General features: G+C 47.7%; 27 protein-coding genes. 14 read left to right on the top strand and 13 right to left on the bottom strand.

Annotated elements, in window-relative coordinates; genetic code table 11:
* Nucleotides 1-42: 42 nt before the first annotated feature.
* Complete coding sequence (locus JNUCC22_RS05055; RefSeq protein WP_032871100.1) at nucleotides 43-1,302, bottom strand: ABC transporter permease; 1,260 nt, start codon at nucleotides 1,300-1,302, stop codon at nucleotides 43-45.
* A complete protein-coding gene (locus tag JNUCC22_RS05050) occupies nucleotides 1,295-2,191 on the bottom strand; it encodes an ABC transporter ATP-binding protein (protein WP_160241845.1) in 897 nt (298 codons plus the stop codon). The genes JNUCC22_RS05055 and JNUCC22_RS05050 overlap by 8 nt, the downstream gene beginning before the upstream one ends.
* A gap of 105 nt (nucleotides 2,192-2,296) precedes the next feature.
* Between JNUCC22_RS05050 and JNUCC22_RS05045 the strand changes: the two genes are divergently transcribed.
* The gene (locus tag JNUCC22_RS05045) at nucleotides 2,297-2,482 is read left to right on the top strand and encodes a YhzD family protein (protein ID WP_003155259.1); all 186 of its coding nucleotides are present in this window, start codon (nucleotides 2,297-2,299) and stop codon (nucleotides 2,480-2,482) included.
* A gap of 24 nt (nucleotides 2,483-2,506) precedes the next feature.
* Here the strand turns inward: JNUCC22_RS05045 and JNUCC22_RS05040 are convergent, their stop codons facing one another.
* Nucleotides 2,507-3,274, bottom strand: a complete 768-nt coding sequence (locus JNUCC22_RS05040) for an enoyl-CoA hydratase (protein ID WP_007409232.1) — start codon at nucleotides 3,272-3,274, stop codon at nucleotides 2,507-2,509.
* Between the two features lie 184 nt (nucleotides 3,275-3,458).
* Between JNUCC22_RS05040 and JNUCC22_RS05035 the strand changes: the two genes are divergently transcribed.
* The 3 genes from JNUCC22_RS05035 to JNUCC22_RS05025 are packed head-to-tail and all read left to right on the top strand — an operon-like array spanning nucleotide 3,459 to nucleotide 5,559.
* Nucleotides 3,459-3,812, top strand: coding sequence for a hypothetical protein (locus JNUCC22_RS05035; RefSeq protein WP_012117201.1), 354 nt, complete (start codon nucleotides 3,459-3,461; stop codon nucleotides 3,810-3,812).
* Between the two features lie 27 nt (nucleotides 3,813-3,839).
* Nucleotides 3,840-4,337 carry a cation:proton antiporter regulatory subunit gene (locus tag JNUCC22_RS05030; protein ID WP_007409234.1) on the top strand — a complete coding sequence of 166 codons (498 nt, stop codon included), beginning with the start codon at nucleotides 3,840-3,842 and terminating at the stop codon, nucleotides 4,335-4,337.
* 7 nt (nucleotides 4,338-4,344) lie between these two features.
* On the top strand, nucleotides 4,345-5,559 hold the full coding sequence (locus JNUCC22_RS05025; RefSeq protein ID WP_003155266.1) for a cation:proton antiporter: 1,215 nt from the start codon (nucleotides 4,345-4,347) through the stop codon (nucleotides 5,557-5,559).
* Between the two features lie 24 nt (nucleotides 5,560-5,583).
* On the opposite strand, the gene JNUCC22_RS05020 is transcribed toward JNUCC22_RS05025, so the two are convergent.
* The 3 genes from JNUCC22_RS05020 to JNUCC22_RS05010 all read right to left on the bottom strand — a co-directional run bounded on the left by JNUCC22_RS05020 (nucleotide 5,584) and on the right by JNUCC22_RS05010 (nucleotide 9,457).
* Nucleotides 5,584-6,873, bottom strand: coding sequence for a lysine N(6)-hydroxylase/L-ornithine N(5)-oxygenase family protein (locus JNUCC22_RS05020; protein ID WP_216062179.1), 1,290 nt, complete (start codon nucleotides 6,871-6,873; stop codon nucleotides 5,584-5,586).
* A 102-nt stretch (nucleotides 6,874-6,975) separates the two neighbouring features.
* Nucleotides 6,976-8,478: a coproporphyrinogen III oxidase gene (locus tag JNUCC22_RS05015; RefSeq protein WP_007409236.1), complete on the bottom strand. Its 1,503-nt coding sequence runs from the start codon at nucleotides 8,476-8,478 to the stop codon at nucleotides 6,976-6,978.
* 112 nt (nucleotides 8,479-8,590) lie between these two features.
* Nucleotides 8,591-9,457, bottom strand: a complete 867-nt coding sequence (locus tag JNUCC22_RS05010) for a Cof-type HAD-IIB family hydrolase (protein ID WP_007409237.1) — start codon at nucleotides 9,455-9,457, stop codon at nucleotides 8,591-8,593.
* A gap of 383 nt (nucleotides 9,458-9,840) precedes the next feature.
* On the opposite strand from JNUCC22_RS05010, the gene JNUCC22_RS05005 reads away from it, so the two are divergent.
* Entirely contained in the window at nucleotides 9,841-10,980 is a 1,140-nt protein-coding gene (locus JNUCC22_RS05005) for a DNA alkylation repair protein (protein WP_163113814.1), read from the top strand.
* 39 nt (nucleotides 10,981-11,019) lie between these two features.
* Here JNUCC22_RS05005 and JNUCC22_RS05000 read toward each other — a convergent pair whose 3' ends face one another.
* Both JNUCC22_RS05000 and JNUCC22_RS04995 read right to left on the bottom strand, forming a co-directional pair.
* Nucleotides 11,020-11,370, bottom strand: coding sequence for a YlbF/YmcA family competence regulator (locus JNUCC22_RS05000; protein ID WP_007409239.1), 351 nt, complete (start codon nucleotides 11,368-11,370; stop codon nucleotides 11,020-11,022).
* 85 nt (nucleotides 11,371-11,455) lie between these two features.
* On the bottom strand, nucleotides 11,456-12,589 hold the full coding sequence (locus tag JNUCC22_RS04995; protein WP_015417139.1) for a DUF445 domain-containing protein: 1,134 nt from the start codon (nucleotides 12,587-12,589) through the stop codon (nucleotides 11,456-11,458).
* Between the two features lie 237 nt (nucleotides 12,590-12,826).
* Between JNUCC22_RS04995 and JNUCC22_RS04990 the strand changes: the two genes are divergently transcribed.
* The 6 genes from JNUCC22_RS04990 (at nucleotide 12,827) to JNUCC22_RS04970 (ending at nucleotide 16,871) form a co-directional block, all read left to right on the top strand.
* Entirely contained in the window at nucleotides 12,827-13,918 is a 1,092-nt protein-coding gene (locus tag JNUCC22_RS04990) for a YheC/YheD family endospore coat-associated protein (protein WP_012117192.1), read from the top strand.
* Nucleotides 13,908-15,266 (top strand): YheC/YheD family endospore coat-associated protein, encoded by a 1,359-nt coding sequence (locus JNUCC22_RS04985; protein ID WP_007409242.1) that lies wholly within the window; start codon nucleotides 13,908-13,910, stop codon nucleotides 15,264-15,266. The genes JNUCC22_RS04990 and JNUCC22_RS04985 overlap by 11 nt, the downstream gene beginning before the upstream one ends.
* An 82-nt stretch (nucleotides 15,267-15,348) precedes the next feature.
* Nucleotides 15,349-15,564: a YheE family protein gene (locus tag JNUCC22_RS04980; protein ID WP_012117190.1), complete on the top strand. Its 216-nt coding sequence runs from the start codon at nucleotides 15,349-15,351 to the stop codon at nucleotides 15,562-15,564.
* Between the two features lie 224 nt (nucleotides 15,565-15,788).
* Nucleotides 15,789-15,995 (top strand): alpha/beta-type small acid-soluble spore protein, encoded by a 207-nt coding sequence (locus tag JNUCC22_RS04975; RefSeq protein ID WP_007409244.1) that lies wholly within the window; start codon nucleotides 15,789-15,791, stop codon nucleotides 15,993-15,995.
* Between the two features lie 101 nt (nucleotides 15,996-16,096).
* Entirely contained in the window at nucleotides 16,097-16,222 is a 126-nt protein-coding gene (locus tag JNUCC22_RS19485; RefSeq protein ID WP_007409245.1) for a hypothetical protein, read from the top strand.
* Between the two features lie 28 nt (nucleotides 16,223-16,250).
* Entirely contained in the window at nucleotides 16,251-16,871 is a 621-nt protein-coding gene (locus tag JNUCC22_RS04970; RefSeq protein ID WP_015417136.1) for an NAD(P)-dependent oxidoreductase, read from the top strand.
* Between the two features lie 39 nt (nucleotides 16,872-16,910).
* Here the strand turns inward: JNUCC22_RS04970 and JNUCC22_RS04965 are convergent, their stop codons facing one another.
* Nucleotides 16,911-18,932, bottom strand: coding sequence for a multidrug resistance ABC transporter ATP-binding protein/permease BmrD (locus JNUCC22_RS04965; protein ID WP_098081237.1), 2,022 nt, complete (start codon nucleotides 18,930-18,932; stop codon nucleotides 16,911-16,913).
* Nucleotides 18,929-20,686 carry a multidrug ABC transporter ATP-binding protein BmrC gene (locus tag JNUCC22_RS04960; RefSeq protein ID WP_015239494.1) on the bottom strand — a complete coding sequence of 586 codons (1,758 nt, stop codon included), beginning with the start codon at nucleotides 20,684-20,686 and terminating at the stop codon, nucleotides 18,929-18,931. Before JNUCC22_RS04960 ends, JNUCC22_RS04965 begins: the two co-directional genes overlap by 4 nt.
* 421 nt (nucleotides 20,687-21,107) lie before the next feature.
* Between JNUCC22_RS04960 and JNUCC22_RS04955 the strand changes: the two genes are divergently transcribed.
* A complete protein-coding gene (locus JNUCC22_RS04955) occupies nucleotides 21,108-21,608 on the top strand; it encodes a universal stress protein (protein WP_007409250.1) in 501 nt (166 codons plus the stop codon).
* A gap of 38 nt (nucleotides 21,609-21,646) precedes the next feature.
* On the opposite strand, the gene JNUCC22_RS04950 is transcribed toward JNUCC22_RS04955, so the two are convergent.
* On the bottom strand, nucleotides 21,647-22,198 hold the full coding sequence (locus JNUCC22_RS04950; RefSeq protein WP_007409251.1) for a hypothetical protein: 552 nt from the start codon (nucleotides 22,196-22,198) through the stop codon (nucleotides 21,647-21,649).
* 108 nt (nucleotides 22,199-22,306) lie between these two features.
* Here JNUCC22_RS04950 and JNUCC22_RS04945 point away from each other — a divergent pair, with 108 nt between their 5' ends.
* Nucleotides 22,307-22,891, top strand: a complete 585-nt coding sequence (locus tag JNUCC22_RS04945) for a TetR/AcrR family transcriptional regulator (protein ID WP_012117186.1) — start codon at nucleotides 22,307-22,309, stop codon at nucleotides 22,889-22,891.
* A gap of 41 nt (nucleotides 22,892-22,932) precedes the next feature.
* Here JNUCC22_RS04945 and dat read toward each other — a convergent pair whose 3' ends face one another.
* A complete protein-coding gene (dat, locus tag JNUCC22_RS04940) occupies nucleotides 22,933-23,784 on the bottom strand; it encodes a D-amino-acid transaminase (protein WP_014417308.1) in 852 nt (283 codons plus the stop codon).
* 256 nt (nucleotides 23,785-24,040) lie between these two features.
* On the opposite strand from dat, the gene JNUCC22_RS04935 reads away from it, so the two are divergent.
* On the top strand, nucleotides 24,041-24,889 hold the full coding sequence (locus tag JNUCC22_RS04935) for a polysaccharide deacetylase family protein (RefSeq protein WP_007409254.1): 849 nt from the start codon (nucleotides 24,041-24,043) through the stop codon (nucleotides 24,887-24,889).
* Between the two features lie 33 nt (nucleotides 24,890-24,922).
* On the opposite strand, the gene JNUCC22_RS04930 is transcribed toward JNUCC22_RS04935, so the two are convergent.
* Entirely contained in the window at nucleotides 24,923-25,666 is a 744-nt protein-coding gene (locus JNUCC22_RS04930) for an NAD-dependent protein deacylase (RefSeq protein WP_012117183.1), read from the bottom strand.
* Nucleotides 25,667-25,712 lie beyond the last annotated feature (46 nt).

Below are 25,712 nucleotides of genomic sequence, written 5' to 3'. Positions count from 1 at the left end.
TGTAAAATAAAAAAACAGCCCGGCTGTTCCGGGCTGTTTCACTTATTTTTTGGAGATGCGCAGCGCTTGTTTGATCGCTTTGAATCCGCTGGCGTTTCCGTAAATCAAAACGCCGCCTTTGTAAATTTTCGCGCCGACCGCCGCAAAGATCACGATAGTGAGCAGTGTCAGGGCGATTCCGGCCGCAGCCTGCCAAAACGGGATATCGAGCATCCCGACGCGTAAAAACATAATCATCGGCGTGAAAAACGGAATGTAAGATGTAACGGTAATAAAACCGGCGTCAGGATTGCCGATGCCGAACATGGCGATCATAAAACCTGCCACGACTAAAAAAACCATCGGCTGAATCGTCTGCTGTACGTCCTCTATCCGGCTGACAACACTGCCGAGAAACGCGGCAAGCGTCGCGTAAAGAAAATAGCCGAGCAAATAGAAAATGACAGCATAGACTATCGTCGAGACGGGAACATCCGTAAAATTGAGAAATGCACTGATCGGCGACGACGCATCATTTTGAGGGTTCAGCTTCAGTGAGAGATAACCAGCCGCAATCAGCACCGCAAACTGTGTGATCCCCACGAGCGCGATACCGAACAGTTTGGCAAACATCTGCTGAATCGGCGGCATGCTTGAAATTAAAATTTCCATGACGCGGGACGATTTTTCCGTCGCCACTTCCATCGCAATCATGCTTGCGTACATGATAACTGAGAAGTAGATGACAAACAGCATGATGTATACAAGCCCCATTACCTGACCGAGCTCTTCCTCGGATTTCGCCCCTTTTTCCAGCGCGTCTTTGCTGACTTCCGGCGGAGTGTAGAGGCTGCTGACTTTTTCTGCCGAAATGCCGAGCTTGGCGGTTTCGACAGCGGTTTTTGTCTGGGTTAAAGCCTGCTTGAGCAGTTTATACGCTGATTCATCGGAAATGGTCAGCGCCTTGTATGCTCCTGTTATCGTTCCTTTTTGATCTTGTCTGATGATAAACAGTCCGTCCCATTCACCGTCTTTGACACGCTTTACGGCATCTTTTTCGGACTCCTTCGTCTCCATTGCCTGCAGATCATTGTCTGTATCCGCCGCTTTAAGCTGTTTTGCAAACGCCGGGTACAGCCCGCCCGTTTCATCAATCACCGCAATTTGCTGCTTGCCGTCATCCGATTGAAACACGGATATAATCGATTGCAGGTTGGTCACCGCTAATACTAATAAAACGGTAATGGCGGTCGAAATAATGAATGACTTTGTCGTGATTTTGTTTTTATATGTATGGAACAGCATAATCCAAAATTTATTCATAAACGGCCCCCACCTTTTCTATAAAAATATCATGCAGTGACGGCTCTTCCAATTCGAACTTCCGTATAAAACCTTTCCCTTGCAGCGCCCAGAAAATATCCTGAGAAACCGGTTCATTCGCGACCTGCAGTCTGATCCCGTCATTTGTTTCCTTCCATTTCACGACGCCTTCATGCGTTTTTAAAAAGCTGAGGTCATCATCTGAATGAACGGTGACATTTTTTTTGCCGAAAGACCGCTTAATGTCTTTCAGATTGCCTTGAACGACGGGTTTTCCCTTCTGGAGAATGCACAAATTCTCGCAAAGTTCTTCCACATGCTCCATTCGGTGGCTTGAAAAAACGATGGAAACGCCGCTGTTTTTCAAAGAAATGACCGCTTCTTTCAGCAGCTCGACATTCACCGGATCAAGACCGCTGAAAGGTTCATCGAGAATCAGCAGTTCAGGCTTATGCAGGACGGCCGAAATGAACTGGATTTTCTGCTGGTTTCCTTTCGACAGCTCTTCGACTTTCTTATTCTTGTAATCTGTAATGCCGAACCGCTCGAGCCATGTCATGAGCTCTTTTTCCGCCTCTTTTTTGCCCATTCCTTTTAATCTCGCCAGATAGACAAGCTGGTCACTCACCTTCACTTTCGGATACAGCCCCCGCTCTTCCGGGAGATAGCCGATTTTTTCACTGATGGAATAATTGACCGGCTGCCCTTTCCAGGTGATATGCCCGTCAGTCAGGCTTAAAAGACCTAAAATCATCCGAAAGGTCGTCGTTTTTCCCGCGCCGTTTGCGCCGAGCAGCCCGAACATTTCCCTTTCAGGTATTTGCAGGTTCAAATTGTCAACAGCGGTAAAGCTGCCGAATGTTTTCGTTACGTTTTCAATTGTAAGCACGAATCCAACTCCTTCCTTGACCCATTATATACTAATAATAGGTAAAAATTAATGGAGGATTTTAAATTCTTTATCAGAATATCATTCTATAAAGGGGGTGACATGATGGGACAATATGTATTGACCGCATTCCATGCGTCGGGAGAAACGCTGCTGGATGAACGGATCGAAGCAGATAATGAGGCGGAGGCGAAGGCCGCCGGAGAGGCTTTGTTAAAGGAAAAAAAGCTTGAGAACAGTACTCACCGCTTGGTAAATGAAGCCGGAAAGCTGATTTTATTCCACAGATAACAGAAGCTTTCCGGCTTCTGTATGTTACCGGTTAAATTGCGGCGTCCGTTTTTCTAAAAAGGCGCGGATGCCCTCTTTATGATCATCCGTTTTTCTCATATTTTCCTGGGCCTTTCGTTCAAGAGACAAAACATCTTTTAACCGGCTGATATGGAGGCTCTGATAAATAGCCTTCGTTTCAATCATCGCTGACAGCGGCGCATGCAGCAATCGGTCGATATACGGTTGTGCCCCCTCCGCAGGGCCGCCGCTGAACAGCCCGTCGGCAAGCTTGAGCCGCACCGCTTTTTCAGCAGGCAATTTTTCACCGCTCCAAATCAGTTTTTTCGCTTCGATCTCACCGACGCGTCTCATTAATAAATAATGGCCTCCTCCATCGGGAACCAATCCGATGCCGATGAAATTCATCGCGAGGCGGGCGTTTTCTTCAGCGAGCACCACATCGGCGCACAGCGCGAAACTCAGCCCGAGCCCCGCCGCAGCTCCGTGGATGGCGGCTATCACAATTTTTTTCATATCATAGAGCGTCAGTGTAATGGATTCGATCATTTTCATGAGCCGTTCATATTCTCCTGAATCATGATCCGACGTCATCATCTGAATATCACCGCCCGCGGAAAATCCCCGGCCTTCCCCCCGTAAAAGCACGATAAGCGCCTCACTGTCGGCTGCCATCACGCATGCGTTTTCCAATTCCCGGAGCATTTGTTCATTCAGCGCGTTGTAACTGTCAGGCCGGTTCAGCACAATCTCCGCAATCTTTCCCTTTTCTTCATAGCGAATATACTGCATGTTTACATCCTCCTTGAATCCGCTTACATATTTTGTTCAAATGATATATTCCTTCCGCCGAAGCGAAATTCCTTTATTTTTCAAGGTCAACAGATACCGAAAAATGCATATCATTTGAAACTGAACATACATTTTTATATAGTGAAATTGATATACAAAACAAAAGGGGGGAAAAACGCCGATAATGAAATATGTGATACTCAGCTTGTTACTGAGCTTTTTTATGGTGCTGTTCCCCCCTTCGGATGTCGCTCTTCCTTCCCAATTGGTGACAGAAACAGACAGCCATGTACAAATTTCGGTTTACCCGCAGGAAACGGATTCGGCAAAGACGCCGGTTCACACCAAAACCGCTCCGCAAGGCCTGTCAAAAGGATACGGTGCGTTATCCCGGATGATCTCCCTGTTATCTGTCAAACCTCTTGATCAATTCATTGATTCCACAATGGAAAGGACATGCGCCATTCCGATACAATACCAGTCAAATTACCTCCGGCATCAGACCATTTCTCATTGCCAATCTGTATTTACGGTGTAAAAACAGTATATTCCGGAGGGATTTTTTATGAATATTAAAGAAAACGATCTGCCCGGTATCGGGAAAAAATTCGAAATCGAAACGAGAAATCATGAAAAAATGACGATCATCATTCATGATGACGGCAGGCGGGAAATTTACAGATTTGATGACCGCGACCCTGATGAGCTTCTGGCAAGCATTTCACTTGATGATGCGGAAGCAAGACAGATTGCCGCGATTATCGGCGGTATGGTGTATAAACCGCAGGCGCTTGAATCGATTGAAATGGCGTTCAACGATCTGATTATCGAATGGTTTAAAGTTGAAAAAGGGGCAAAAGCGGCAGGGCGGACGCTCGGCGAACTGGATGTGCGGCAGAACTATGACGTGACGGTCATCGCCATCATTAAGCATAACCGGAAAAAGCTTTTAAACCCGGGCGCTGATTCGCTCCTTGAAGCAAACGATACACTCGTCCTCTCAGGTGAAAGAAAGCATCTGAAAAAGCTGATCCAAGACTTCCTCTCCAGAGACGGAGTGTGATCTGTTTATGGACCATCTCGTATTTGAAGTCGGTACGGCGTTAGTTCTTGTAGCCATTGCGAGTGTCATCGCCAATAAAATTAAATTCTCGATCATCCCCTTCCTGATCATTTTAGGAATGCTTGTCGGGCCGCACGCGCCCCAAGCGGGCATCATTGACCTGACGTTTATCGAAAGCCGGGAAGTGATTGAATTTTTTGGACGGATGGGCGTCCTGTTCCTCCTCTTTTACCTCGGGCTTGAATTCTCGGTCGGAAAATTAGTCAAATCCGGACGTTCAATCGCCGCCGGCGGAACGATTTATATTCTGATTAATTTCAGTTTAGGGCTGATCTACGGCTTTATCACGGGCTTTTCCTTTTTGGAAGTGCTTGTATTGGCAGGCGTCATCACGATATCATCAAGCGCCATTGTCGCAAAGGTGCTTGTTGACTTAAAGCGCACGGCCAATCCGGAAACGGAGCTGATTCTCGGCATCATTATGTTTGAGGATATCTTTCTGGCGGTTTACTTATCCGTCGTTTCCGGGCTTGTACTGGGAGACGCGACGTCTGTCGGAGGCGCGCTGATGTCAATCGTGATCGCTTTCGGATATATGCTGCTGTTTTTCATTGCCGCCCGAAAATTGCCGCCTCTGCTGAACAAGCTGCTTGATATCCGTTCAAACGAGGTATTTGTCATCGTCATTTTCGCCGCGCTCTTTTTCATTGCCGGCTTTTCCGAAACGATTCATGTCGCTGAAGCGATCGGCGCGCTCTTGCTCGGACTCGTGTTTTCGGAGACGGCCCATTCTGACAGGATTGAGCATCTTGTCGTGCCGTTCCGTGACTTTTTCGGGGCCATGTTTTTCTTCAGCTTCGGTCTCAGCATTGATCCGTTTTCACTCGGAGATGCGGTATGGCTTGCCCTTGGCGCCGTTCTGCTGACGATTGCCGGAAACTTTATCGCCGGCATGATCGCCGGGCGCCGGGCGGGGCTTTCTCATAAAGCATCGTCTAATATCGGGCTGACCATTGTGTCACGCGGCGAATTCTCCATTATCGTCGCAAATCTCGGCATCGCCGGCGGCCTGTCCGCTTCACTTAAACCTTTCGCCGCCTTATATGTTTTGATACTGGCCATCTTCGGCCCTTTGCTCACGAAAGAATCGAAGCGGATATATCTCCTGTTGAACAGCGTGTTCAAATGGAAGACGCCTGAAAAGAAGCCGCAGAAATCATAAAAAAACTGACCTCTTCATAAGGGGTCAGTTTTTTTGAGCGGGAAGAAATTGCTGAAAAGCCGTTTTTTTATTAATGGAGAAATGCTCTTTTCCCAGAATGGTATTGATGATTTTTTGATTTCTGTAAACAGACAGCTTCAAATTCGTAGCGCCCGTTCCGTGAGCATGATCAAGATTCGTTAATGTGAAAAAATGATGCCGCCTGTCGTCCTTAAAGACAAGACGGGAATCGGCCGTCACTTTAAACCGTTTCTCATCCTCCCATTCGATATCGGGGGCAATTGCCGTAAACCATTCCGGAATATGAGGTTTAAAACCGGTCGCCAATATCACTTTTTCTGAATCGGCCGTAAAGGTTTCATCCATCTGCCATTGATGAAAGCTCAGTACGCAGCGCCCGTTTTGCTTTTCAATTTTTTCAAGCTCCGCCATCGGCTGAATATACACGTCAGGCGAACCTCCGCTGATCGATCTGTGATACAGGGCATCGTAAATGCCGGCAAGTGTGTCAGAATCAATGCCGTGGCGCAGTCCGTCCAGCTCAGGAAGCGTGTTCAGCCGTTCTTTAAAAGGCAGGCGGTTAAAATATTCCACATAATCAGGTGTAAACATTTCCTGCCCGAGCTTGGCGGTTTCTAATTCTCGGAATCCGGCGGAGCGTGTCACCCATTGCAGCCGGCTGCGGCGGTATTTTTCATCGTGCAATAAGTCAGAAAAGATCTCCGCGGCGCTCTGTCCGGAGCCGACCACTGTAATTGATTCGGCGCCGGCGAGCTCGTCTTTCCGAAACAAATATTCCGTGCTGACCATCGTGTCCTGACGCGCTTCGGCAGCAATCTCTGCGGGAATAAGCGGTTCAGACCCCGTCCCCATGACGAAATGCTTCGTTTGATAGACACTGATGCTTCCGTCCTCAATGTTCTTGACGCTGACGTCATAATGTCCGCCGGCATTTTTCACGCCGATTACCTCTGAGCCGAAACGGCATGATTTGATTTCTGAAGCCGTCCAGCTCAAATAGTCGTTAAATTCCCGTCTCGGAATATCAAATTCATTAAACGTATAAAACCGGTACAGCCGGTCATGTTCATGGAGAAAGTTTAAAAACGTGTAGCGGCTTTTCGGATCGGCGAGCGTGACCAGGTCCGCCAGAAACGCCACCTGTAAATCCGTTCCTTTAATTAACAGGCCCGGATGCCACGCAAATTCTTTCTTTTTATCGAAAAAAAGAGCGTCTGTTCCGGGTATATCCTCTAACAATGCGGCAAGCCCTAAATTAAACGGCCCGATTCCCGCTCCTATGACATCATACATATTATGCACCTCTTGCGAATAACAGTCTGATAGTCTTTTCCCGTTTTTAAAGACGGTTAAACATAAAAAAAACGGCACGCTGATTCCGTGCCGTTTTTGATATTATAATGCAGATTTGACGAACATCTCATCTAAGTATTTGATTTTCTCTTCTGTATAATGCTCGAATCGGTCATTATATGATTTCGGATCTTTCGGATTGGCGAAGTGCGTGATTTTTCCGGTTTCCGGATGAATGAATTTGCTTGCCGCGCCGCAGCCGATACCGATAATCGTCTGCACTTCTTCCATAATCATAATGTTGTAGATGCTTTCCTGACCAGGGAAGGAGTATCCGACATTTTCAAGGTTTCCGAGAATGTTTTTCTGCCGGTACAAGTAGTACGGCGTATAGCCGTGCTCTTTTGTCCAGCGGACGGCGTCATCCATCATGCGGGACACTTCCTGTCTGTCGGCAACTTTATACTTATGCTTGTTTCTCGTCATTTCTGACGCCCGTTTAAAAGAAAGCGTATGAACGGTCAAAGATTCAGGCATCAGCTTTTCCGTTTCCTCAAGACTGTGCCTGAACTCAGCCGTCCCTTCTCCCGGCAGGCCGATGATCAGGTCCATGTTGATGTTGTTCATGCCGTGTTTGCGGGAAAGATGGTATTTTTCGATGGTTTCTTCAACTGTATGATGTCTGCCGATGGCCTTAAGCGTTTCGTTTTCATAAGATTGCGGGTTGATGCTGATTCTGTCAATCTTATACTTATTTAAAACGGCCAGCTTTTCCTCCGTAATCGTGTCGGGTCGGCCCGCTTCAACGGTAATCTCCCTGATATTCGCGACATCCGGGAAAGAGCGGACCATTTCTTCATATAAAAGATCCATTTCCTCAGCGGTAATGCTTGTCGGCGTGCCGCCGCCGAAATAAATGGTCGTCACTTTGATATCATGCCGCTTCAGCCATTCTCCGATTTTCTGCATTTCATAGTGAAGCCCCCATAAAAAGGAGCCGACTCTTCCCGCCTGTCCTTGAATGGCATAAGCCGGAAACGTGCAGTAGGCGCATTTTGTCGGGCAGAACGGGATGCCGATATATATGCTGACTTCATCTTTGACCCGGTACAGATCGGGAACCGCAGCGAGCTGACGGTCGACAATCTCCTGCATCAGATTGATTTTTTCATCATGGATCAGATAATCTTTTTTCAGATCGGCATGCGCCTCTTCTTTTGTCAGGCCGCTCTGCAGCTTTTTATGAAGAAGTTTAGTAGGCCTGATGCCGGTTAAGATTCCCCATTTTTGTGTCATGCCCGTATGCGATTGAAGAAGATTTAAGTAGACGTACGACAGCGTGTTTTTCACCTGTTTAAATACTTCTTTTTCGCTCCATCCGGCAAGAAGCGGTTTCGTGTGATGTTCCTTTTCGCCGGTTCCTTTGATTTCTCCGGATACCGACACGCTGTCTGCATCTTGAGAAATGGCAAGTGAGATGACGAGATCAGAGGGTTCCTCCGTTTCGCCGTACGCAAGAACACACTCTTCAAAAAATAAATTCGCGATGTTTTGCAGCGGACGATGCAGCCTGTCATCCGTGATGCCGTCTATTTTTATTTGCAATGTGATCACCTTATTTTTCAGATTCAAAACTTTCTTTAGTGTACAGAAAGAACAGGCTAAAATCAATCCGCGAAAAAGCCGCAGACCGGCGGTTCGCGTCTGCGGCTCTTGATTACGGCCGTTTCATATGGAACTTATCGAGAAAGCCTTTGCGGTGCTGCATGCGGAAATATTCCTTAATCATATAGGCGACTCCCTGTTCATCATTTGACCTTGTCACCCAGTCCGCTTTTCTTTTTAATTCATTTGAGGCATTCCCCATCGCGACGCCGAGACCGGCCAGCTCGATCATCGGCAGATCATCTTCCTGATGGCCGATAGCCACAACCTCTTCCATTGAAAGCCCGAGATCAGCGGCGACCATCGAAAGTCCGCTTTCTTTTGAAACCCCTTTAGGCACGATGTTCAGTTTTTCTCCGTTGACGCGGATCACATCGACGGCCGGGAATGCTTTCATTATCGTATCCGTTATATCAGCCTGCAGGCCATCTTCGGCATGCACTTCAATGACGGGTGCTGAAACCGGCTCATCAAGGAGCAGGTCACTTAATGATTCGACAAACTGCACCGGATAAAAAATCGGGTCAGACGGATGAATCATCGTTTTCCCGACCAGATTGGAGTTCACTTTCTTCTTGTTTCCGATCGAATATTTTTCGTGAAGAAGCCGGATATTGCATGGATAGCTTTCCAGCACCTGAACAATATTAAACGTGTGATCTTCTGATATTTTCTTTTCAAAAAACGGCTCATCTATTTTTTCAGAAATGTATGCGCCGCTGTGGGTAATCAATTTCGCATTCAGCTTTAATATTTTCGCCACTTTTTGAGCGGAGCGAAAATGGCGGTTTGTGACCAGTGTGACGTAAATTCCTTTTTTCTTGACGTATTCGATGGCATCCTTTGTCGTCTGATGAAGTTTGCCGTTGGAGCGAAGAAGCGCTCCGTCTATATTTAACGCCAGCATTTGTTTTGACACAGAGAAGTCCCCCTCCTTGATGACTGTACTTGTCATTAGGATATGACCCTGTCTCTATGTTTAGAACAACCTTTTCTCCGCAGCAAAAAAGCCTGCCTCAAGCAGACTTTGAACTGTCGTTTTGTTGGGATACGATCGATTTGCTGCCTTCTCCCCAATGTGTATTTCTATTTACGAAATATATCAGGAACCCCTTATTTGACCGTTGATGCGCTCGTTTCACTTACTCTCTGTTGCTACCCCTTATCATACCAGGCAGTATAGGCGACCGTATCCTTAGATCATCTGTAAGTGTAGGCGCTTTCAGAGTTATTATCTCAATTATATTGTTAAAAAACAAGGGTTTTTTTAACTAAAAAAATCAGAGGAAATATCTATGCTGAATGTATGATAAAGTTGAAAGAGAACATACATTCCCATATAATAAAAGAAAAAAAGCGGTGACTGTCATGTCTCTATTAAAAGATATTTATAACGAAGAATTTGCAGAAGCACTTCTGAACAGAATCAAATCGGCGTATCCGGCTTTTGAGCGGGACAAGTGCCGGGCGCTGATGTTTCAGGAAGATTGGCCCGGACTGACGTTAAAACAGCGAATGCGCCGGATCACAGACTCTTTATATGAAACACTGCCGAAGGATTACATACGGGCGCTTGACGTCTTATATGAGACAGCTCCCCACTTCTCAGGGCTCGCCGGGATTATTTTTCCCGATTATGTCCAACAGTACGGAACGGATCACTGGGACGAATCGATGAAGGCGCTTCAGTATTTCACTCGTTTTTCCACTTCCGAATTTGCGGTCCGCCCGTATATCAGGCTTGACCGGGAGCGGATGTTCAAAGAGTTCCTTTCCTGGACGGAGCATCCGGACGAACATGTCAGAAGGCTTGCCAGCGAAGGCTCAAGACCGCGCCTGCCATGGGGAATCTCCATTCCGGCTCTTCTTGAAGATCCTTCTCCGATTCTCCCTGTTCTGGACCGCTTGATGCAGGATGACTCGTTATATGTCAGAAAAAGCGTGGCGAATAACCTGAATGACATCTCCAAAACACATCCGGATCTTCTGGCACAGATCGCAGCCGAGCGGTTCGGAAGCTGTCCGCATACGGACTGGATTTTGAAGCACGCCTGCAGGACACTGTTAAAAAGAGGAGACAAACAGGCGCTTGCGATTTTCGGGTTTGAAGACGCCTCCCGGATTTCATTGGAACGTTTTACACTGAATTCGGAAACGGCCGCCATCGGAACAAGCATACATTTTTCTTTTCAGATCCGCTCATCCGCCCGGCAAAAAGTCAGGGTTGAATACGCGATTGATTTTGTAAAGAAAAGGGGGCACCGCAGCCGCAAGGTGTTTAAGATGTCGGAGTCCGCCATGGATAACGGAGACGTAAAAGCCTTCAGCAAACATCATTCCCTTAAAGATTTAACCACCCGCAAGCATTATCGGGGAATTCACACTCTGTCTGTCATCATTAACGGAACGGTAAAAGGTTCGCTTGATTTTTCTGTTGAATAAAAAAAGCCCCTCCATTTCATAGATGGAGGGGTGTGGAGCTTATTGCGGGCTGCCGTAAAGCTCTTCAAGAGGTTTCATAATGATTTTGTTTAACTCGCCGATCAGCATGCTCATGCGCTGTTCCGCTTCCATCAGCTGAGAAATCAATTCATGCTGCTGTACGAGAGCCACCGTTTTTTGTGCCTGCTCTACCTCTTCCTGAGTGATTTCTTCACCTGACATCTGTTTCTGCTGCAGCTGCAGCTGTACATTGCGGAAGTTATCAAACATGCGTTTTGCGGATTCATCTGCGTTTACTTGATCATAAAGCCCTCTCAGACGGCTGTATTCATCACTGTTTCGCAAAGCTTTTTCAAGATCATATGCTGCATCATAAAAATGAACTGCCATAGTAACCGCTCCTTTCTTCCTTTCGGACATACCACTCCACTATAACAGACTGCGGAGCGACTTTCATCATCGGCGTATGTTTTCCTTAGAAAAGAATGACAAACAAAGCCTGAATTGCTCCGATTATCCCGCCGAGCAGACCGCCTAAATACGTTATCATCTTAAATTCTCTCTTGGAAATCGACAGCACCATTTCCTCCAGCCGTTCAACGGGAAACTGATCAACCTGCTCTTTGACCACTTCCTCAAGACGCAGCCGTTTCAGCACATCCTCCAAATGAGCGGCAATACTGCCGAGTGCCGCATCAAGCAGCTTCGGCGCGTACGTTCCCGTAATCTCCCCTTCATAACGGGAAATGATGTCACCGAGCCGGCATTCGAAAAAGGGCGCGGTTTGAAGTGCGGCCAAAGCCCGCTTTTTCATGCTGAACAGCAGATCTTTCGCATTCCACTTTTCATCGGCCTCATAAAGTGTATAAGATTTGAGCTTGCCCCATTCTTGAGAAAGCAGATCAGCCAGAAGCTTTTTCGTTTCCTCATTGCGCAAAAACTTTAACAGCTCAGGCAGCACACGGTCTGCCAAGCTTGAATTGCCGAGGAACATCTGCACCATGCTGCCGAGCATCCCCCGGGAATTCAAAAAGTCGTCAATCATATTTCCGAGCCTGTCTTTCCCTTCTTCGCTCTCAAAATAATCAATGCTCCGCTTTAGAATATAATCTGCGGCCATCGGGACTTTTTCATCCAGCTTTTCCTGAAGCTCATCAGGAAGCCAGTCTTTTATGGCGCGGTGCTCATATTTCCGGTACAGGTCCGAAAGCTTTTCATCGGTAAAACGGTCAATCCAGGCATCCGTCTTTTCCTGCGGATTCCGGATGCCCGCGGCGGCCAAAGCTTCGTGCACCGTCATCTCGGAAGCGGCCATTTTTTGTGTGAATTGTTCGGCGAAAAGAAGCGCCTGGTTTTTAACGGTATCTGATAAAAGCCGCTTTTTTATTCCTTCCGGGGTTAAAAGGTGGTTCGTCACCATGAGCCCCATTTGTTTTGCCAATTCATCCCGCCTTTTCGGGATCAGCCCCGGCGTAAACGGAACCCGTTTTCCGAACAGGTAATACGGCCGGTACGGACGAAATAACATCTGAATGGCAAGATGATTCGTCACCGCGCCGATCGCGGCTCCGATCACAATCATAAATAGAAACGTTCCTGCTATGCCCATTCCTTTTCTTCTGCCTCCATCTTATGTTCTATTTTCTTGATGATATATCTATTCGTATTATAGAGGCTGGCGTGCATGCGGGCAAATGAAGAACCTGAATTGTTGTTTGTGAGGAATAAGGCAAGATGCTGTTTCGTACTCTTTACAGTAGATCATCTTTTATGATGCGCTTAGCATATTTATTGGATGGAAGGGCCGTTCCATCAGCGGCTTTTTGAATAAAGGGGGAGTAATAATATGACAACACTCGGTTTTATGTCTGTATCCCGCCGGCACGAAGAAGATTACGCCGGGGAATTGGCTGAAAGAGCGCCTCAATATAATGTGCGCTTAGCCCGCTTTACACCGTTTGATATATTTCCGGATTCTTTGCGCGTGAAAGCGCTCGTCTATCACCCGCAAAGCGGAAAGTGGAACGAAACGGAAATCGATATTCCCGAATATATTTACGACCGCTGTTTTTACGGAAAATCCGCTGAAGCGCAAAAAGCCAAACCGATCGTCGAATGGCTGAAAAAATATCGGAAAACGGAATTTATCGGCCGGGGGCTTCCTGATAAATGGACGGTCACGGATGCGCTCCAAAAGCATCATCTGATCAGTCCCTATATTCCTGAAACGGCCGAAGTCAGCCGCTATGAACAGGTGCAATCATACTTAGCCAAGGAAAAAGCATGTATACTTAAGCCCGCTTTCGGCGCGGGAGGCAGAGGCATCATCCTGCTTGAAACAGGCAAAAAATCAATTACGGCCACTTACTATATCGGAAAAAACAAACAAACAAAATCATTTTCCAATCACGTGTCTTTTAAGTCTTGGTGCAAAAAAGTGCTGCAGCACCGCTATTTGCTTCAATCCTACTTAAATATCCAGGATAAAGAGCGGCATCCGTGCGACATCCGCATTTTCATGCGCAAAACTGAGTCAGGCGTTTGGGAAACGGTCGGAAAAGCGGTCAGAAGGGGTTATCAGAACGGTCTTTTATCTCATTTGCCCGGAGGATCAGAACCGATTAAGTTTGACACATGGTTTGAGGAAATTCCGAGAAAGCAGCAGGCCGTTTTATTGGATGATGTCTTTTCGATCACCCAATCCGTCCCTTATTTCCTTGACGAACGGTTCGGACCGCTGTTTGAGCTGGGGCTCGATATTTGTTATGCCAAAGACGGACGCATCTGGCTTTTGGATGTCAACTCAAAGCCGGGACGGAAAGCTATTTTAAGCGTGGCTCCGGAGGCGAAAGAGGATTTGTATACGAGTCCGCTGAGACGCTTCCGCGAACTTCAGTCACAGGAAAGCCGGAAAGGAGTATTACCGCGTGAATCATAAAGGGATGATTGTCGGCATCGATAAAAAAAGCAAAAATACGCTGTTTCTCCCCTCCTCCATGAAACGGGAAGGGCTTTTATCCGCTGCCTTCGGGACCAAAGTTGTCAAATGCCGTGTAGCCTTTTCTCAATCACTTGAAAAAAGCGCGCTCCTTTCTGAAGATTTGTTTGAGGAGCTGTTAATACCGCATAAAAGCCGGGCTGACTTTCTCATACACGGCCAGACGGTGCACATCGGACCGCTGATCGGCGTTTTCACAGCCGGGTTCACATCATCGCCGTCCCGCCCGTTAAGAGACCGTACAGCCTTCTTTTCCAAGATGCTCTCTCTTCATGAACAGGCGAACGGATATTGTTTCGTTTTCGGGGCCCATCAGATCAACTGGGAAGAAGGCACCGTCCAAGCGCTGATTTATAAAGAAAACAGCTGGAAACGGACGGCCGTCCCGCTTCCGAATGTCGTATATGACAGGCTCCCGAGCCGAAAAACGGAAGAAGTTCCGCTTTTACAGCAGACAAAACAAAGGCTGATGAATGACTATCAGATTCCGTGGTTTAATCCGCAATTCTTTAATAAATGGGACATTCATAAGCTTCTGGAAAAAAACAGTCTCACCGCTTCACTTCTGCCAAAATCTGTCCTGCACCCGAATGCAGAAGCGTTAGAAACGTTATGCAGCACGTTTGGCACCGTCTATATCAAACCTGCAGACGGCGCACTCGGCACGGGGATTTACAAGGTGGAAAAAACAGATGCCGGCTTATCTGTCAAACACACGAATGAGGAAAAAACGGTGGTGACGGCAGAGTATTCAGATGCGGCATCCTTCATGACATCATTTAAAGAAAACAATGACCCGTCCGCATTTTTAATTCAGCAAGGCATTGACCTGATCCGGCTGGATGGGCGCCCCGTCGATTTCAGGGTGCACACAAATAAAAACGCCGAGGGGAAATGGACAGTGACGGCCATTGCGGCAAAAATTTCCGGTGAAAACAGCATCACGACGCATCTCGCAACCGGCGGAGAAGTCAGGACGTTAGCTGAATTATACGGCGATCCGAGAGAGAGAGTCGGCATGATGCGGAAACTTTCAAAAGCCGCCTTGGCGGTCAGCCGCGTGTTAAATGAGCACATTGAAGGCTTTATCGGCGAAATCGGTTTTGACCTCGGCGTCGATCATTCAGGGAAAGTTTGGATGTTTGAAGCCAATTCCCGCCCCGGGCGCAGCATTTTTTCCCATCCGAAGCTGAGATCGGTCGATTACCTGACAAAACGGAGAAATTTTGAATACGCGTCGTATTTATCAGAACGGTCCATCACCGCCCCGGAAAAACTTTGGCGGTGAGGCTGTCTTTTTTTAGGTTTACCCGGGACAGGCATTGAACGATGAGCTACAATGAACAAGATCAACATTTCCCATAAGGAGCGTGAACGTCATGATTTCGCACTTCAGCTGGAAACCGTTATTCAAAAAAGAGAAACTGCCCGGATGGCGGATTTCATTTTACTGGCAGGGTACGCATTACGAAGGGATTTATCATAAGTCCGGAGACATTGAATGGGGACACACACATCCGGGAAAAGAAGAGCCGGCTCTCGTAAAAGAGCTGCATGAATTAATGCTTTATCACATATATGACTGAAAGCTAAAAGCTCAGCCGCACCAGGCTGGGCTTTTCTTTTTCCTTCCGCTATTTACCACACCGTTTTCCGAATGAGATGCCGTTTGATTCACCATAATACGTAGTACAAAGCGGCAAACAGCATTGGGTGAAGCCGAGCTGGCAATGGTTTTCATTCCGAAAACCATCGGCTGGTGCAATTCCAGCAAACCCAACCATACTACTTTATAAAGGAGATCATACAAATGGCAAACAACAACTCTTCAAACAACCTAGTAGTACCCGGCGCTGCTCAAGCAATCGACCAAATGAAATACGAAATTGCTTCTGAGTTCGGCGTAAACCTTGGCGGAGAAACAACTTCTCGCGCAAACGGTTCTGTCGGAGGAGAAATCACGAAACGTTTAGTATCTTTCGCACAGCAGAACATGGGCGGCCAAGGCGTACAATAACTCAATAAATGGCTTACAGAAGGCGCGGGATACCGCGTCTTCTTTTATGCCGTCACCCTTTTTTCCTATTCCACATACCCTAGGAAAAAAGGAGGGAAAACATGTCATTCATTGCCTCAGTCAATTGGGAGCTGATTCAGTTCGTAAGTGTCTCTTTGGTCAATGAATATGTTGCCCACCATTTCCCGTTTATTCACAGGTATTCTTTTCCCCGCTGCTTTGAATGATATAATGAGCGGCGAGGAGGTTTTTTACATGAACATCGCTTTACTCGGAGCAACAGGAAGAGTCGGACAGGCTTTTATAAAAGAAGCGCAGAAACATGGACACATGGAGATATTCGCTCTTGTCAGATCAGCCGGAACAGTCCTTCCCATTCCTGAAAAACAAATCATAACAGGGAATGCGAGGCGGCGGGAAGATGTAAGCCGATTGATTTCCAAAGCGGACACAGTCGTGAGCTGTCTCGGCACGGACGGTGACGATACCCTTTCAGCCGCTATGACCCATATAATAGACAGCATGAAACGGCATCATGTTCAGCGTCTGATTACGATCGGCACCGCGGGTATCCTTCAATCACGGCTTATGCCTGATCAATACCGGTTTGAATCGGCAGAATCAAAACGAAAATCAACAAGAGCCGCAAAGGAACACGCCCGCGTATACGAAATGCTGCTGGCAGAGGATCTTGACTGGACGATCATCTGTCCCACCTACCTTCCTGACGGAGACGCTGCCGGAGTTTACCGGTTCGAACAGGATCGCCTTCCTGAAGACGGCGCTGAAATCACCGTCGGAGACACGGCGCACTTTCTGTACCGTGAGCTGATCAGCCCGCAGTTTGTCAGAAAACGGGTGGGACTGGCTTACTGAATGAAAAAAAGGGCGAATCTTTAGATTCACCCTTTCCGATTACACCGCGGACTTCGCCGTTCCTTTCTGCAATTCATACATTTGATGGTACTGCCCCTTTTGCGCCATTAATTCGTCATGGCTTCCCTTTTCAATAATGCGGCCCTTTTCCAGCACGAGAATCTGGTCTGCGTGTCTGATCGTGGAAAGCCGATGGGCGATAATAAATGTCGTGCGCCCTTCTTGAACGACTTGCAGCGCTTTTTGAATGACTGCTTCTGTTTCGGTGTCAATGTGCGCCGTCGCCTCATCCAAAATTAATATGGCCGGATCGAACACAAGCGCTCTTGCAAAAGAAATCAGCTGACGCTGGCCTGAGGACAGTGTGCCGCCTTTTTCGGTGACGGGCTCTCTGATGCCCTTCGGCAGGGATTGCAGAAGACTTGCGGCGCCGACTTGGCGAAGCGCTTCTTCCGCCTGCTCCAAAGAAATACGCTGATCATCGAGTGTCACATTGGAGCCGATCGTGCCCGAGAAAAGATACGGGTCTTGCAGCACAATGCCCATATGCGACCTCAGCTCCTGCCTCGACATGCCGTATATGCTTTTATTATCCAGCAGGATATCTCCTTTTTGGGCATCATAAAAACGGAACAGAAGATTCAGGATGGAGCTTTTGCCGGACCCCGTATGGCCGACGAGGGCGACCGTCTCCCCTTTTTCAGCTGTAAAGCTGATCTGTTTCAGCACCTCTTCCCCCTTTCGATATCCAAAAGAAACATCGCGGAATTCCACAGTTCCTTCCGCCTTTCTGTCTGCGGGAGCGCCTTCTTCTTCCGTTTCCTCCTCCTGTAAAAGCTCGAATACTCTGGCGGCAGAGACACGGGCCAATTCAAGCTTTGAAAATTGGTTGACAATCCCCGTAACCGGCTGGAACAAACGGTTTAAATAATCAACAAATGCATATAAAACACCGATTGAAACAATTCCGGCCGCACTCAGACTCGCGCCTCCGAAATACCAGATCAGCCCGACAAACGCCAGATTGCGCAACACATTGACAAGACTGTGGGACATGAGGGAATTTAAGGACAGCATTTTGTTCTTATAGCGAAAATGAGCTTCATTCAATTCTTCAAATTCCTTCATCGTTTCCTTTTCGCGGCGGAACGCCTGAATAATCGGCATTCCTTGAATGGATTCGTTCATTTTCGCATTGATGTTACTGTTAATGGAACGGATTTTTTGGTTGAAGACGGATGCGTATTTGCGGTACACAACCGACCAGATCATTAATATCGGAATAATCAGCAGGCAAACGGCGGCCAGCCTGACGTCAAGCATAAACAGCGCCGTAAAAATGCCGAGCATATAAACGCCGCTTGTGATAAATGTCGACAGCACCGTTACATATAAATCCCTGACCGCTTCTGTGTCATTCGTAATGCGGGCCACGACTTTTCCGGCAGGCAGATTATCAAAGTAGCGGATCGGCATTTTCTGAATGTGTGAAAATACATCCTGCCTCATGCGCTGTATGATCCGGTTCGCTCCCATCTGCAGCAGATAATGCTGGCCGTAATGAAAACATACGGAAAACATGAGCAGTCCCGCGTAAATGGCGGTCAGCGTCAGCAATCCTTTTATTTCCGGACGGTAAAATTGAAAAATCTCCTGTCTTGATAACGTAATGGCGGGATATGACCTGCTTTCTTTACCGTTTGATATCGTCAGCCGGCCGTCAGACACCGAACGGTTTCCGTCAAAACTGACGGGACGGTCAACAAAATAGTAGCCCGCACCGACTTGATAAATGTGCGCCTCTCCGGTTTTGTCCGCCCCCGGTTTGAGCCGGTCCTCCCTGACATAATCATGCCCCCGGAACCTGACGGCGCCCGGATCGTCCGCAGAGGCTTTAACCCATGTTTTTTCAATGCCGAGAATGTGGTCATCAATCATTTTTTTTCCGATAAACGGACCGGTCAGCTCAGTGCCGACCGCAATAATGAGCAGGACGACCGCCCATATCAGCAGCTTCTTATATTGAAGCGCGTAATTCCATAATCTTCTCCCGGTCTTCATGCGCCCGTCCCCCCTTCTTCAAGAGAGGACAGCTGCTGCCTCTCATATTGTTTACGATACCAGCCGTTCTGCGCCAATAGCTCCCGGTGCGTGCCTCTTTCAGACACCCGGCCTTCATCCATGACGAGAATAAGATCTGCGTGTTCAACTGCCGAGAGCCGATGGGTGGTGATAATCGTTGTTTTATGCCGCCGTTTTTTACGGATGCTGTCAATGATGGCGGCTTCCGTTTTCGCGTCTACGGCAGAAAGCGAATCATCTAATATGAGAATGTCAGGATCAGTCAAAAGCGCTCTCGCAATTGAGATGCGCTGCTTTTGTCCGCCAGAGAGCGCTACGCCCTTCTCGCCGACAAGCGTTTCAAGCCCGTCGGAAAGCATGCCGATATCGTTTTCAAAATGCGCATCTTTCAGCGCGCTGCCGATTTCCTCTTCGTTTGCATCCTGCCGTCCGTAAAGCAGATTCTCTTTTACAGTCTTCGAAAATAAAATATGATCCTGCGGCACATAGCCGATCCACCCGCGGAGCTCCTCAAGCGGAATCTCCTGAATCGGAACGCCTGTAAACGTGATTGCTCCCGCACCGGGCGGATATTCACGCAACAGCTGCTTAATGATCGTCGTCTTTCCGCTTCCCGTCTTCCCGACGATGCCGAGTGTCTGCCCTTTTTCTACGGAAAAAGATACATCAGAAACCGCCGGTCCCGCTCCGCTCGGATACGTGAAAGTCACTTGTTCAAAAACAAGACGCCCGGGCTCCTTGATGCCGGCGGGGTGCTTGGGCCCGATCACGTCTGGCTCATAGGAAAGCGTCTCATTGACACGATCCAAGGAGGCATTCCCGCGCTGCATGATATTGATTAATTCTCCGATCGCAAACATCGGCCAGATCATCATTCCGAGGTACACGTTAAACGATACCAGCTCTCCCAGCGTCAGCCGGTTTTGAAAAACGAGATATGCGCCGTAGCCGAGACCGATGAGATAGCTGAGGCCGACGAGAAGTTTCACAGTCGGTTCAAAAAGTGAATCGATAAACGCCACCTTCATGTTTTTCTCATATACATCCGCCGTCATATCACCGAACCGGCTGATATCATTTTTTTCCTGTACGAAAGCCCGGATGACCCGGACGCCGGATACCGACTCCAGCACCTTGTCATTTAATGATCCGAAAGCATCCTGCGCTTCCGTAAACCGCTCATGGATCTTTTTTCCGTACAGGCTGACCGCAGCCGCCATTATCGGCAGCGGAATAATCGCGGCAAATGTCAGCTTCCAGCTGATGAGAAGCCCCATTGTCAAAAATATCGTCAGCATATACATCGTCGAATCAACGAGCGTTAAGACCCCGAAGCCCGTCGTCATACTGACGGCCTGCAAGTCATTTGTCCCCCGCGCCATTAAATCGCCCGTTCTGTATTTCTCGTAAAACGGCGGTGACATTTGAAGAAGCCTTCCCATCAGCTTTGAACGGAGAATCTTCTCCATGACATTCGCCCCGCCGAAAAGCTGATACATCCAAAAATAAGACAGTAAATAGACGGCTGCCGTTAATGCGAGAAAAACACATATGTAAAACAGCATCCCGCTTTTTGTAAACACGCCCGCCTTCATATCGTCTATCGCGTTACCGAGAAGTTTAGGCGGAAACATTTCAATGACATTCACAATCAATAACAGAACAATCGCTGTCGTATAGCGCAGCCAATAGGCTTTAAAAAACCACGCGAGCTTTTTTAATACAGTAAACAAATACCGTCATCCCCTTTCATCAATCAGCCGCCCTCAAGCTTTTCCGGATTGTTTTTCATTGTTTTCGCTAATACCGCCACATGCATCACACCTGTCTTTCTTTCATTTTTTTGTATAAAAAAAGACATGAAGCCTCAGCTCCATGCCTCTTATTATTATAAATAAGGTACAGACCCGCCGTTTATGCGCGACTGCCCCGTTTTTAAGCGAATGTTCAGAAAACGGACGCTGTATGGGAGTCACGCCGGTATTCAGCTGAAGATGAGTTGACAAGCTTTAGTTTTGACATGATCCATACCTCCTTTTTCCCTATATTGTTCCTTCATCATATAAACAAATCCTTTTTTTGTCAATGCAGGTTTTACATTTCTGCCATTCGGGTATTGTAAAACAAACCTTTTTTACTGAAAGGATGAGGCCGATGTTTCACGCGGACCGGTTGATAGCAGCTTTTGACGGAAGTGATGATAGTAAAAAAGCGCTTCAAAAAGCCATAGACCTTTCAAAAACATTTCACGCGGATTTAACGGTCGTACATTCCCACAATGCAAAAGATACCCGGACGATTGTTGATCCCCCGAGGCCGGGAGCCGGGGCAACGTATATCGGCGGCGGGATTGCAAGCGTTCCTGACCCGCTCCAGGCGGAAAGAATCTCCCCTGATCCGATGATTTATGAAGACCGTACGGAAGAAATCGTTGCGGAAGCGAGAATGCTGATGAACGACAGCCAGATTGACGGGGATATCGACATTTTAGAAGGTGATCCCGCTGATGCCATTATCGAGCATGCCGACCGTATATCGGCGGATTTGATCGTCATGGGGAGCCGGGACCAGAACAGGCTGAAAAAACTTTTATTCGGAAGCGTCAGTGAAAAACTGTCATCGAAATCCGATATTCCCGTGCTGATCGTAAAATAATTCTTTCTGTAAAGCAGCTTAATCAAAAGCTGCTTTTTTTACAGCTCCCGGCTGTTTCTTCTTTTTTTCGGCATCACAAAAAAACTCGCCATGATCAAAAAATCGATGCACAATACGACAGACCAGCCCTTTAACAGCTTGCTGAGCGCTTCGGTGCGGGAAGCGTCCTGAATGAGAAATACCGTTCCGGCTAAAAGAACGCCGCCGATGACAAACGCTAATACATGTCTCCCCCACCCTTTTGCATAATGTTTGGCATAATCCAGCCCGTACCGCTTGACCGGTTTTGCCCCTTCCTTGACCACATAATAGCGGAACCGCTCATCCGCCCATTGAATCATGCTTTTCCCGAAGGCGACAGACACTCCGATATAAATGGCCGCCACCGCATGCGCCATAGTCGCCGCCGCCCCTCTGTATAAATCAGCTGCGGCCGCCAGAAACAGTACGGCATCCAATAAAGGAATGAGAGCGAAAAAAAACATTCCGAGCTTTTGCCGCCTGAATATATAGCGCGCCGCCAATCCGAAGATGACAGCCGCCCAAAAAGCAGCCTCACAAATGACAATCAACCAAGCAATCGCGTTCAATCCGGTTCCCCCTTATCGTTTTCTAAAATGCATTGTATCACTGCTTTTTATTTAATACAACTGTATTACAAAATTGCAAGAAAAAATATTTCCTGTTAAACTGGAACCATGCCTAAAATAATCGATCATGAAAAAAGAAGAAAACAAATAGCCGAAGCCACTTGGCGGACGATTTTGGAGCGGGGAATGGAAGGAGCGACAGTGAGAAACATCGCCCAGGAAGCGGGTCTTTCTTTAGGCGCGCTGAGGCACTATTTCACCACCCAGGATGAGCTTTTAGGGTATGCGATGACACTCGTAAAAGAAAAAGCGGCCGCCAGAATTAACGAAGTTGCCATGAAAGATCTGCCGCCGAAAGAAAAAGCAGTGCGTCTGATGCTTGAAATCATCCCGACAGATGAAGAAACGATGGCTGAAATGGAGGTATGGTTCGCTTTTACAGCTTATGCCAGACATAAGGGAGAAGAGTTTCAACCCCAGCAGGACGGGATCTTGGCATATATCCGTGGTCTGATTGACTGGCTGGATGAAAATAAGCTTCTGAAACCGAATCTTGATAAAGAGATCGAAGCGGAGAAAATGTACGCCATCGCCGACGGATTGGCGCTGCATGCCATGCTTGAACCTGAGCGTCTTTCAAAAGAGAAGATCTCCCGTGTGCTCGTGCAGCATATCGAATCTCTTTTTATCTGACTGAAGCAAAAAGGCCGGATGTGTTCCGGCCTTTTTTCAGCTTATGACTGAACGCCGAGCTCCTGCTGAATGTGCGACTGAAAAGCCTCCTGAATCGTTTTGGCTACAGGTCCCGGCGCTCCGCTTCCGACCGGTTTCCCGTCAAGGGTTACGATAGGGATTAATTCAGCCGTCGTTGACGAGATGAAAATTTCATCCGCATCCCTGAGTTCGTCTTCGGTAAGAGCCTTCTCCCGCACCTCAATCCCGTTTTCTTTCATCAGCTCTAACAGTTTCATCCGCGTAATGCCGTTTAAAATCAGCTCATTTGCAGGATGCGTCCGGACAGTGCCGTTTATGACGGCGTATACATTGGAAGAGGTTCCTTCCGTGACCGCTCCGTCCCTTATCAGCACCGCTTCATAAGCGCCTGCTTCATAGGCTTTTTGTTTAATCATCACATTATACAGTAAATTCAGACTCTTAATGTCACACCTCAGCCAGCGTTTGTCTTCCGCCGTTATGGCCTGCGCTCCGGCTTTTTGTTCATTTTCCGGTTTTTTCACTGAAAAGGTGTATGCAGTCGTCTGCGGTTCCAAACCTTCGTCATACTGGTGCTTGCGCGGCGCCTTCCCTCTCGTCGTCTGTATATAGACCCCGCCGTCAATGAGTTTGTTTTCCTGTACAAGTTTTTGCAGATCCCATTCTATGTCCTCTGCGGAGAACGGCAGGGTGATGCCGATTTCTGCGGCGCTTCTGAAAAGACGGACGATATGCTCACGCAGACCGAATAAGGCACCGTTATACACTCTGATGACCTCATACACACCGTCACCGAATTGATATCCGCGGTCCTCAATATCAACTGCCGCTTCTTCACGATCAATCAACTGGCCGTTTACTAATGTCTTCATGTAAACCCTCCTCATCGTTATCTGCCGTGATGTGCATTCTCAGCTGTTATTGTCAACTATTCTATCATACTGAACGAGCCGGCTGCGGAGTTTATTTTTTTCTTAAAATCTTATTATTCGACATCTTTTCTATGTCTTTTCCAGTTTTGTTCCTGTATACTTGATTCGACATACATATGCTGTTAACTTATGGCACTTCGCAAGCCTCCGCTGTTATCGGCATTATGCAGAAACTTATGCTACTGGAGAGATTGTTATGCGCAACACAAAAGAAGGTGCTTCCCCTTCTCTGTTTTCATTGGCTTTTAAACTTACGAGTTTAGCAGTTTTGTGCGGACTGCTTCTGGTAATCGTCATAATGGGATATTCCGCTTCCGCCGCAAAAAACAAACAGGTCACCGTGACCGCAAACGGGCAGCTTCGGGATGAAGCAGAAAGCCTGCGGCTGAAAAATGATTCTCCCGACGTCTTAATGAAACATTTGCAGAGAGAGCGTGACCCAGGAAAAAAAACGGTATATTTAACCTTCGACGACGGGCCGTCTCCATATACTGAACAGCTGTTGAATGTATTGAAGGCAAATGGCGCAAAGGCCACTTTTTTTATGCTTGAACCGCGGATGAAAGCCTATAAGCATTCCGTGCAAAGAGCGAAGCAGGAAGGAATCGCGCTCGGCCTGCACGGCGTGACGCACGATAATCACCTGTTTTATCAAACACCGACATCACCGCTGAACGAAATGCAGCAGGGACGCGATACACTCGAGGCAATCACCGGAGTAAAAACGGATCTTGTCCGCACGCCTTACGGCAGTAAACCGTCATTGACGGATGCCCAGATTAAGAATCTCGAAAAAGGCGGATTCGTGTACTGGGACTGGACGATAGACAGTGAAGACTGGAAGTACAAAAACGCACGGTACGTGCCGGAAGTATTGAATCAGCTCGCATATTTGGAAAGCGTTCATACAAGCAGGCCGCATGTCATTTTAATGCACGATCTGCCTGCGACGGTGCACGCTTTGCCGAGCCTGATCCAAAAACTGAAAGCCCAGGGCTACTCCTTTGATGTTCTGACGGATCAAATGATTCCCGTCCATGAATAAGAAAAGCCGGATCTGTATATGATCCGGCTTTTCTTATGTCGCGGCGCTGATCCGTTTTGCAAATTCACCGATCTTCTCATGGATGACAAGATCAAATAAATGGTCGCAATATGTCGGCTCAAGGTTAATGATCACCTGCTTCAAACCGGGAATCCGGCCCGCATCCTCAGGGACAAACCTTGCCGGCGCCACTTCAAGCGAAGTGCCGATCACAAGAAGAAGATCAGCTTTATCAAGCTTTTCATAAAGGGTTTCAAAATGCTGAACGAGATCGCCGAACAGCACGACATCCGTTTTTAATACGGTGCCGCATACCGCATGATCACCGATTTCCGCCGTACATTCCGGCACTTCGTCCTTCAGCAGATGAGAAAGCCCGTAGCGCGCTCCGCAGCGGGGGCATGCGGCGGTCTGAATTGAACCGTGAAGCTCATAGACACTGCTGCTTCCCGCTTTCTTATGCAGCCCGTCAATATTCTGCGTGAAAATGTCTACCTGCTTTCCCCGCTTTTCAAGATCTGCCAAATACGTATGGCCGGCATTCGGCTCATAGCTTCCGCTCATTTTCATCTGAAAGAGCTGTTTGAATTTAGGCCAGAATTCACGCGGACGGCGTTCAAAGTATTCCCTGCTCATCGCTTCCATTCTGGAGGTGTCTTCAGTCCATATACCGCCCGCCGAACGAAAATCAGGAATGCCGGATTCCGTGCTCATTCCCGCTCCCGTCAGCACCACGATACGTTCCGCCTGATTGATCAATGTCATAAACGCTTCCACTCTTCCACCGCCTTTTCTTTTTATCATATCATGAAAAAAGAACGGC

The sequence above is a fragment of the Bacillus sp. JNUCC-22 genome, from assembly GCF_018861275.1.
In the GTDB taxonomy this organism is placed as follows: Bacteria; Bacillota; Bacilli; order Bacillales; family Bacillaceae; genus Bacillus; species Bacillus velezensis.
Note: the sequence above shows the minus strand (reverse complement) of the source record. Positions and strands in the feature narration are given on the sequence as shown.

Excerpts from the sequence above, each read along its gene's own strand:
- JNUCC22_RS05055 (WP_032871100.1), bottom strand. The coding sequence starts at position 1,302 with ATGAATAAATTTTGGATTATGCTGTTCCATACATATAAAAACAAAATC.
- JNUCC22_RS05045 (WP_003155259.1), top strand. The coding sequence starts at position 2,297 with ATGGGACAATATGTATTGACCGCATTCCATGCGTCGGGAGAAACGCTG.
- JNUCC22_RS05040 (WP_007409232.1), bottom strand. The coding sequence starts at position 3,274 with ATGCAGTATATTCGCTATGAAGAAAAGGGAAAGATTGCGGAGATTGTG.
- JNUCC22_RS05035 (WP_012117201.1), top strand. The coding sequence starts at position 3,459 with ATGAAATATGTGATACTCAGCTTGTTACTGAGCTTTTTTATGGTGCTG.
- JNUCC22_RS05030 (WP_007409234.1), top strand. The coding sequence starts at position 3,840 with ATGAATATTAAAGAAAACGATCTGCCCGGTATCGGGAAAAAATTCGAA.
- JNUCC22_RS05025 (WP_003155266.1), top strand. The coding sequence starts at position 4,345 with ATGGACCATCTCGTATTTGAAGTCGGTACGGCGTTAGTTCTTGTAGCC.
- JNUCC22_RS05020 (WP_216062179.1), bottom strand. The coding sequence starts at position 6,873 with ATGTATGATGTCATAGGAGCGGGAATCGGGCCGTTTAATTTAGGGCTT.
- JNUCC22_RS05005 (WP_163113814.1), top strand. The coding sequence starts at position 9,841 with ATGTATGATAAAGTTGAAAGAGAACATACATTCCCATATAATAAAAGA.
- JNUCC22_RS05000 (WP_007409239.1), bottom strand. The coding sequence starts at position 11,370 with ATGGCAGTTCATTTTTATGATGCAGCATATGATCTTGAAAAAGCTTTG.
- JNUCC22_RS04995 (WP_015417139.1), bottom strand. The coding sequence starts at position 12,589 with ATGGGCATAGCAGGAACGTTTCTATTTATGATTGTGATCGGAGCCGCG.
- JNUCC22_RS04990 (WP_012117192.1), top strand. The coding sequence starts at position 12,827 with ATGACAACACTCGGTTTTATGTCTGTATCCCGCCGGCACGAAGAAGAT.
- JNUCC22_RS04975 (WP_007409244.1), top strand. The coding sequence starts at position 15,789 with ATGGCAAACAACAACTCTTCAAACAACCTAGTAGTACCCGGCGCTGCT.
- JNUCC22_RS19485 (WP_007409245.1), top strand. The coding sequence starts at position 16,097 with ATGTCATTCATTGCCTCAGTCAATTGGGAGCTGATTCAGTTCGTAAGT.
- JNUCC22_RS04970 (WP_015417136.1), top strand. The coding sequence starts at position 16,251 with ATGAACATCGCTTTACTCGGAGCAACAGGAAGAGTCGGACAGGCTTTT.
- JNUCC22_RS04965 (WP_098081237.1), bottom strand. The coding sequence starts at position 18,932 with ATGAAGACCGGGAGAAGATTATGGAATTACGCGCTTCAATATAAGAAG.
- JNUCC22_RS04955 (WP_007409250.1), top strand. The coding sequence starts at position 21,108 with ATGTTTCACGCGGACCGGTTGATAGCAGCTTTTGACGGAAGTGATGAT.
- JNUCC22_RS04945 (WP_012117186.1), top strand. The coding sequence starts at position 22,307 with ATGCCTAAAATAATCGATCATGAAAAAAGAAGAAAACAAATAGCCGAA.
- dat (WP_014417308.1), bottom strand. The coding sequence starts at position 23,784 with ATGAAGACATTAGTAAACGGCCAGTTGATTGATCGTGAAGAAGCGGCA.
- JNUCC22_RS04935 (WP_007409254.1), top strand. The coding sequence starts at position 24,041 with ATGCGCAACACAAAAGAAGGTGCTTCCCCTTCTCTGTTTTCATTGGCT.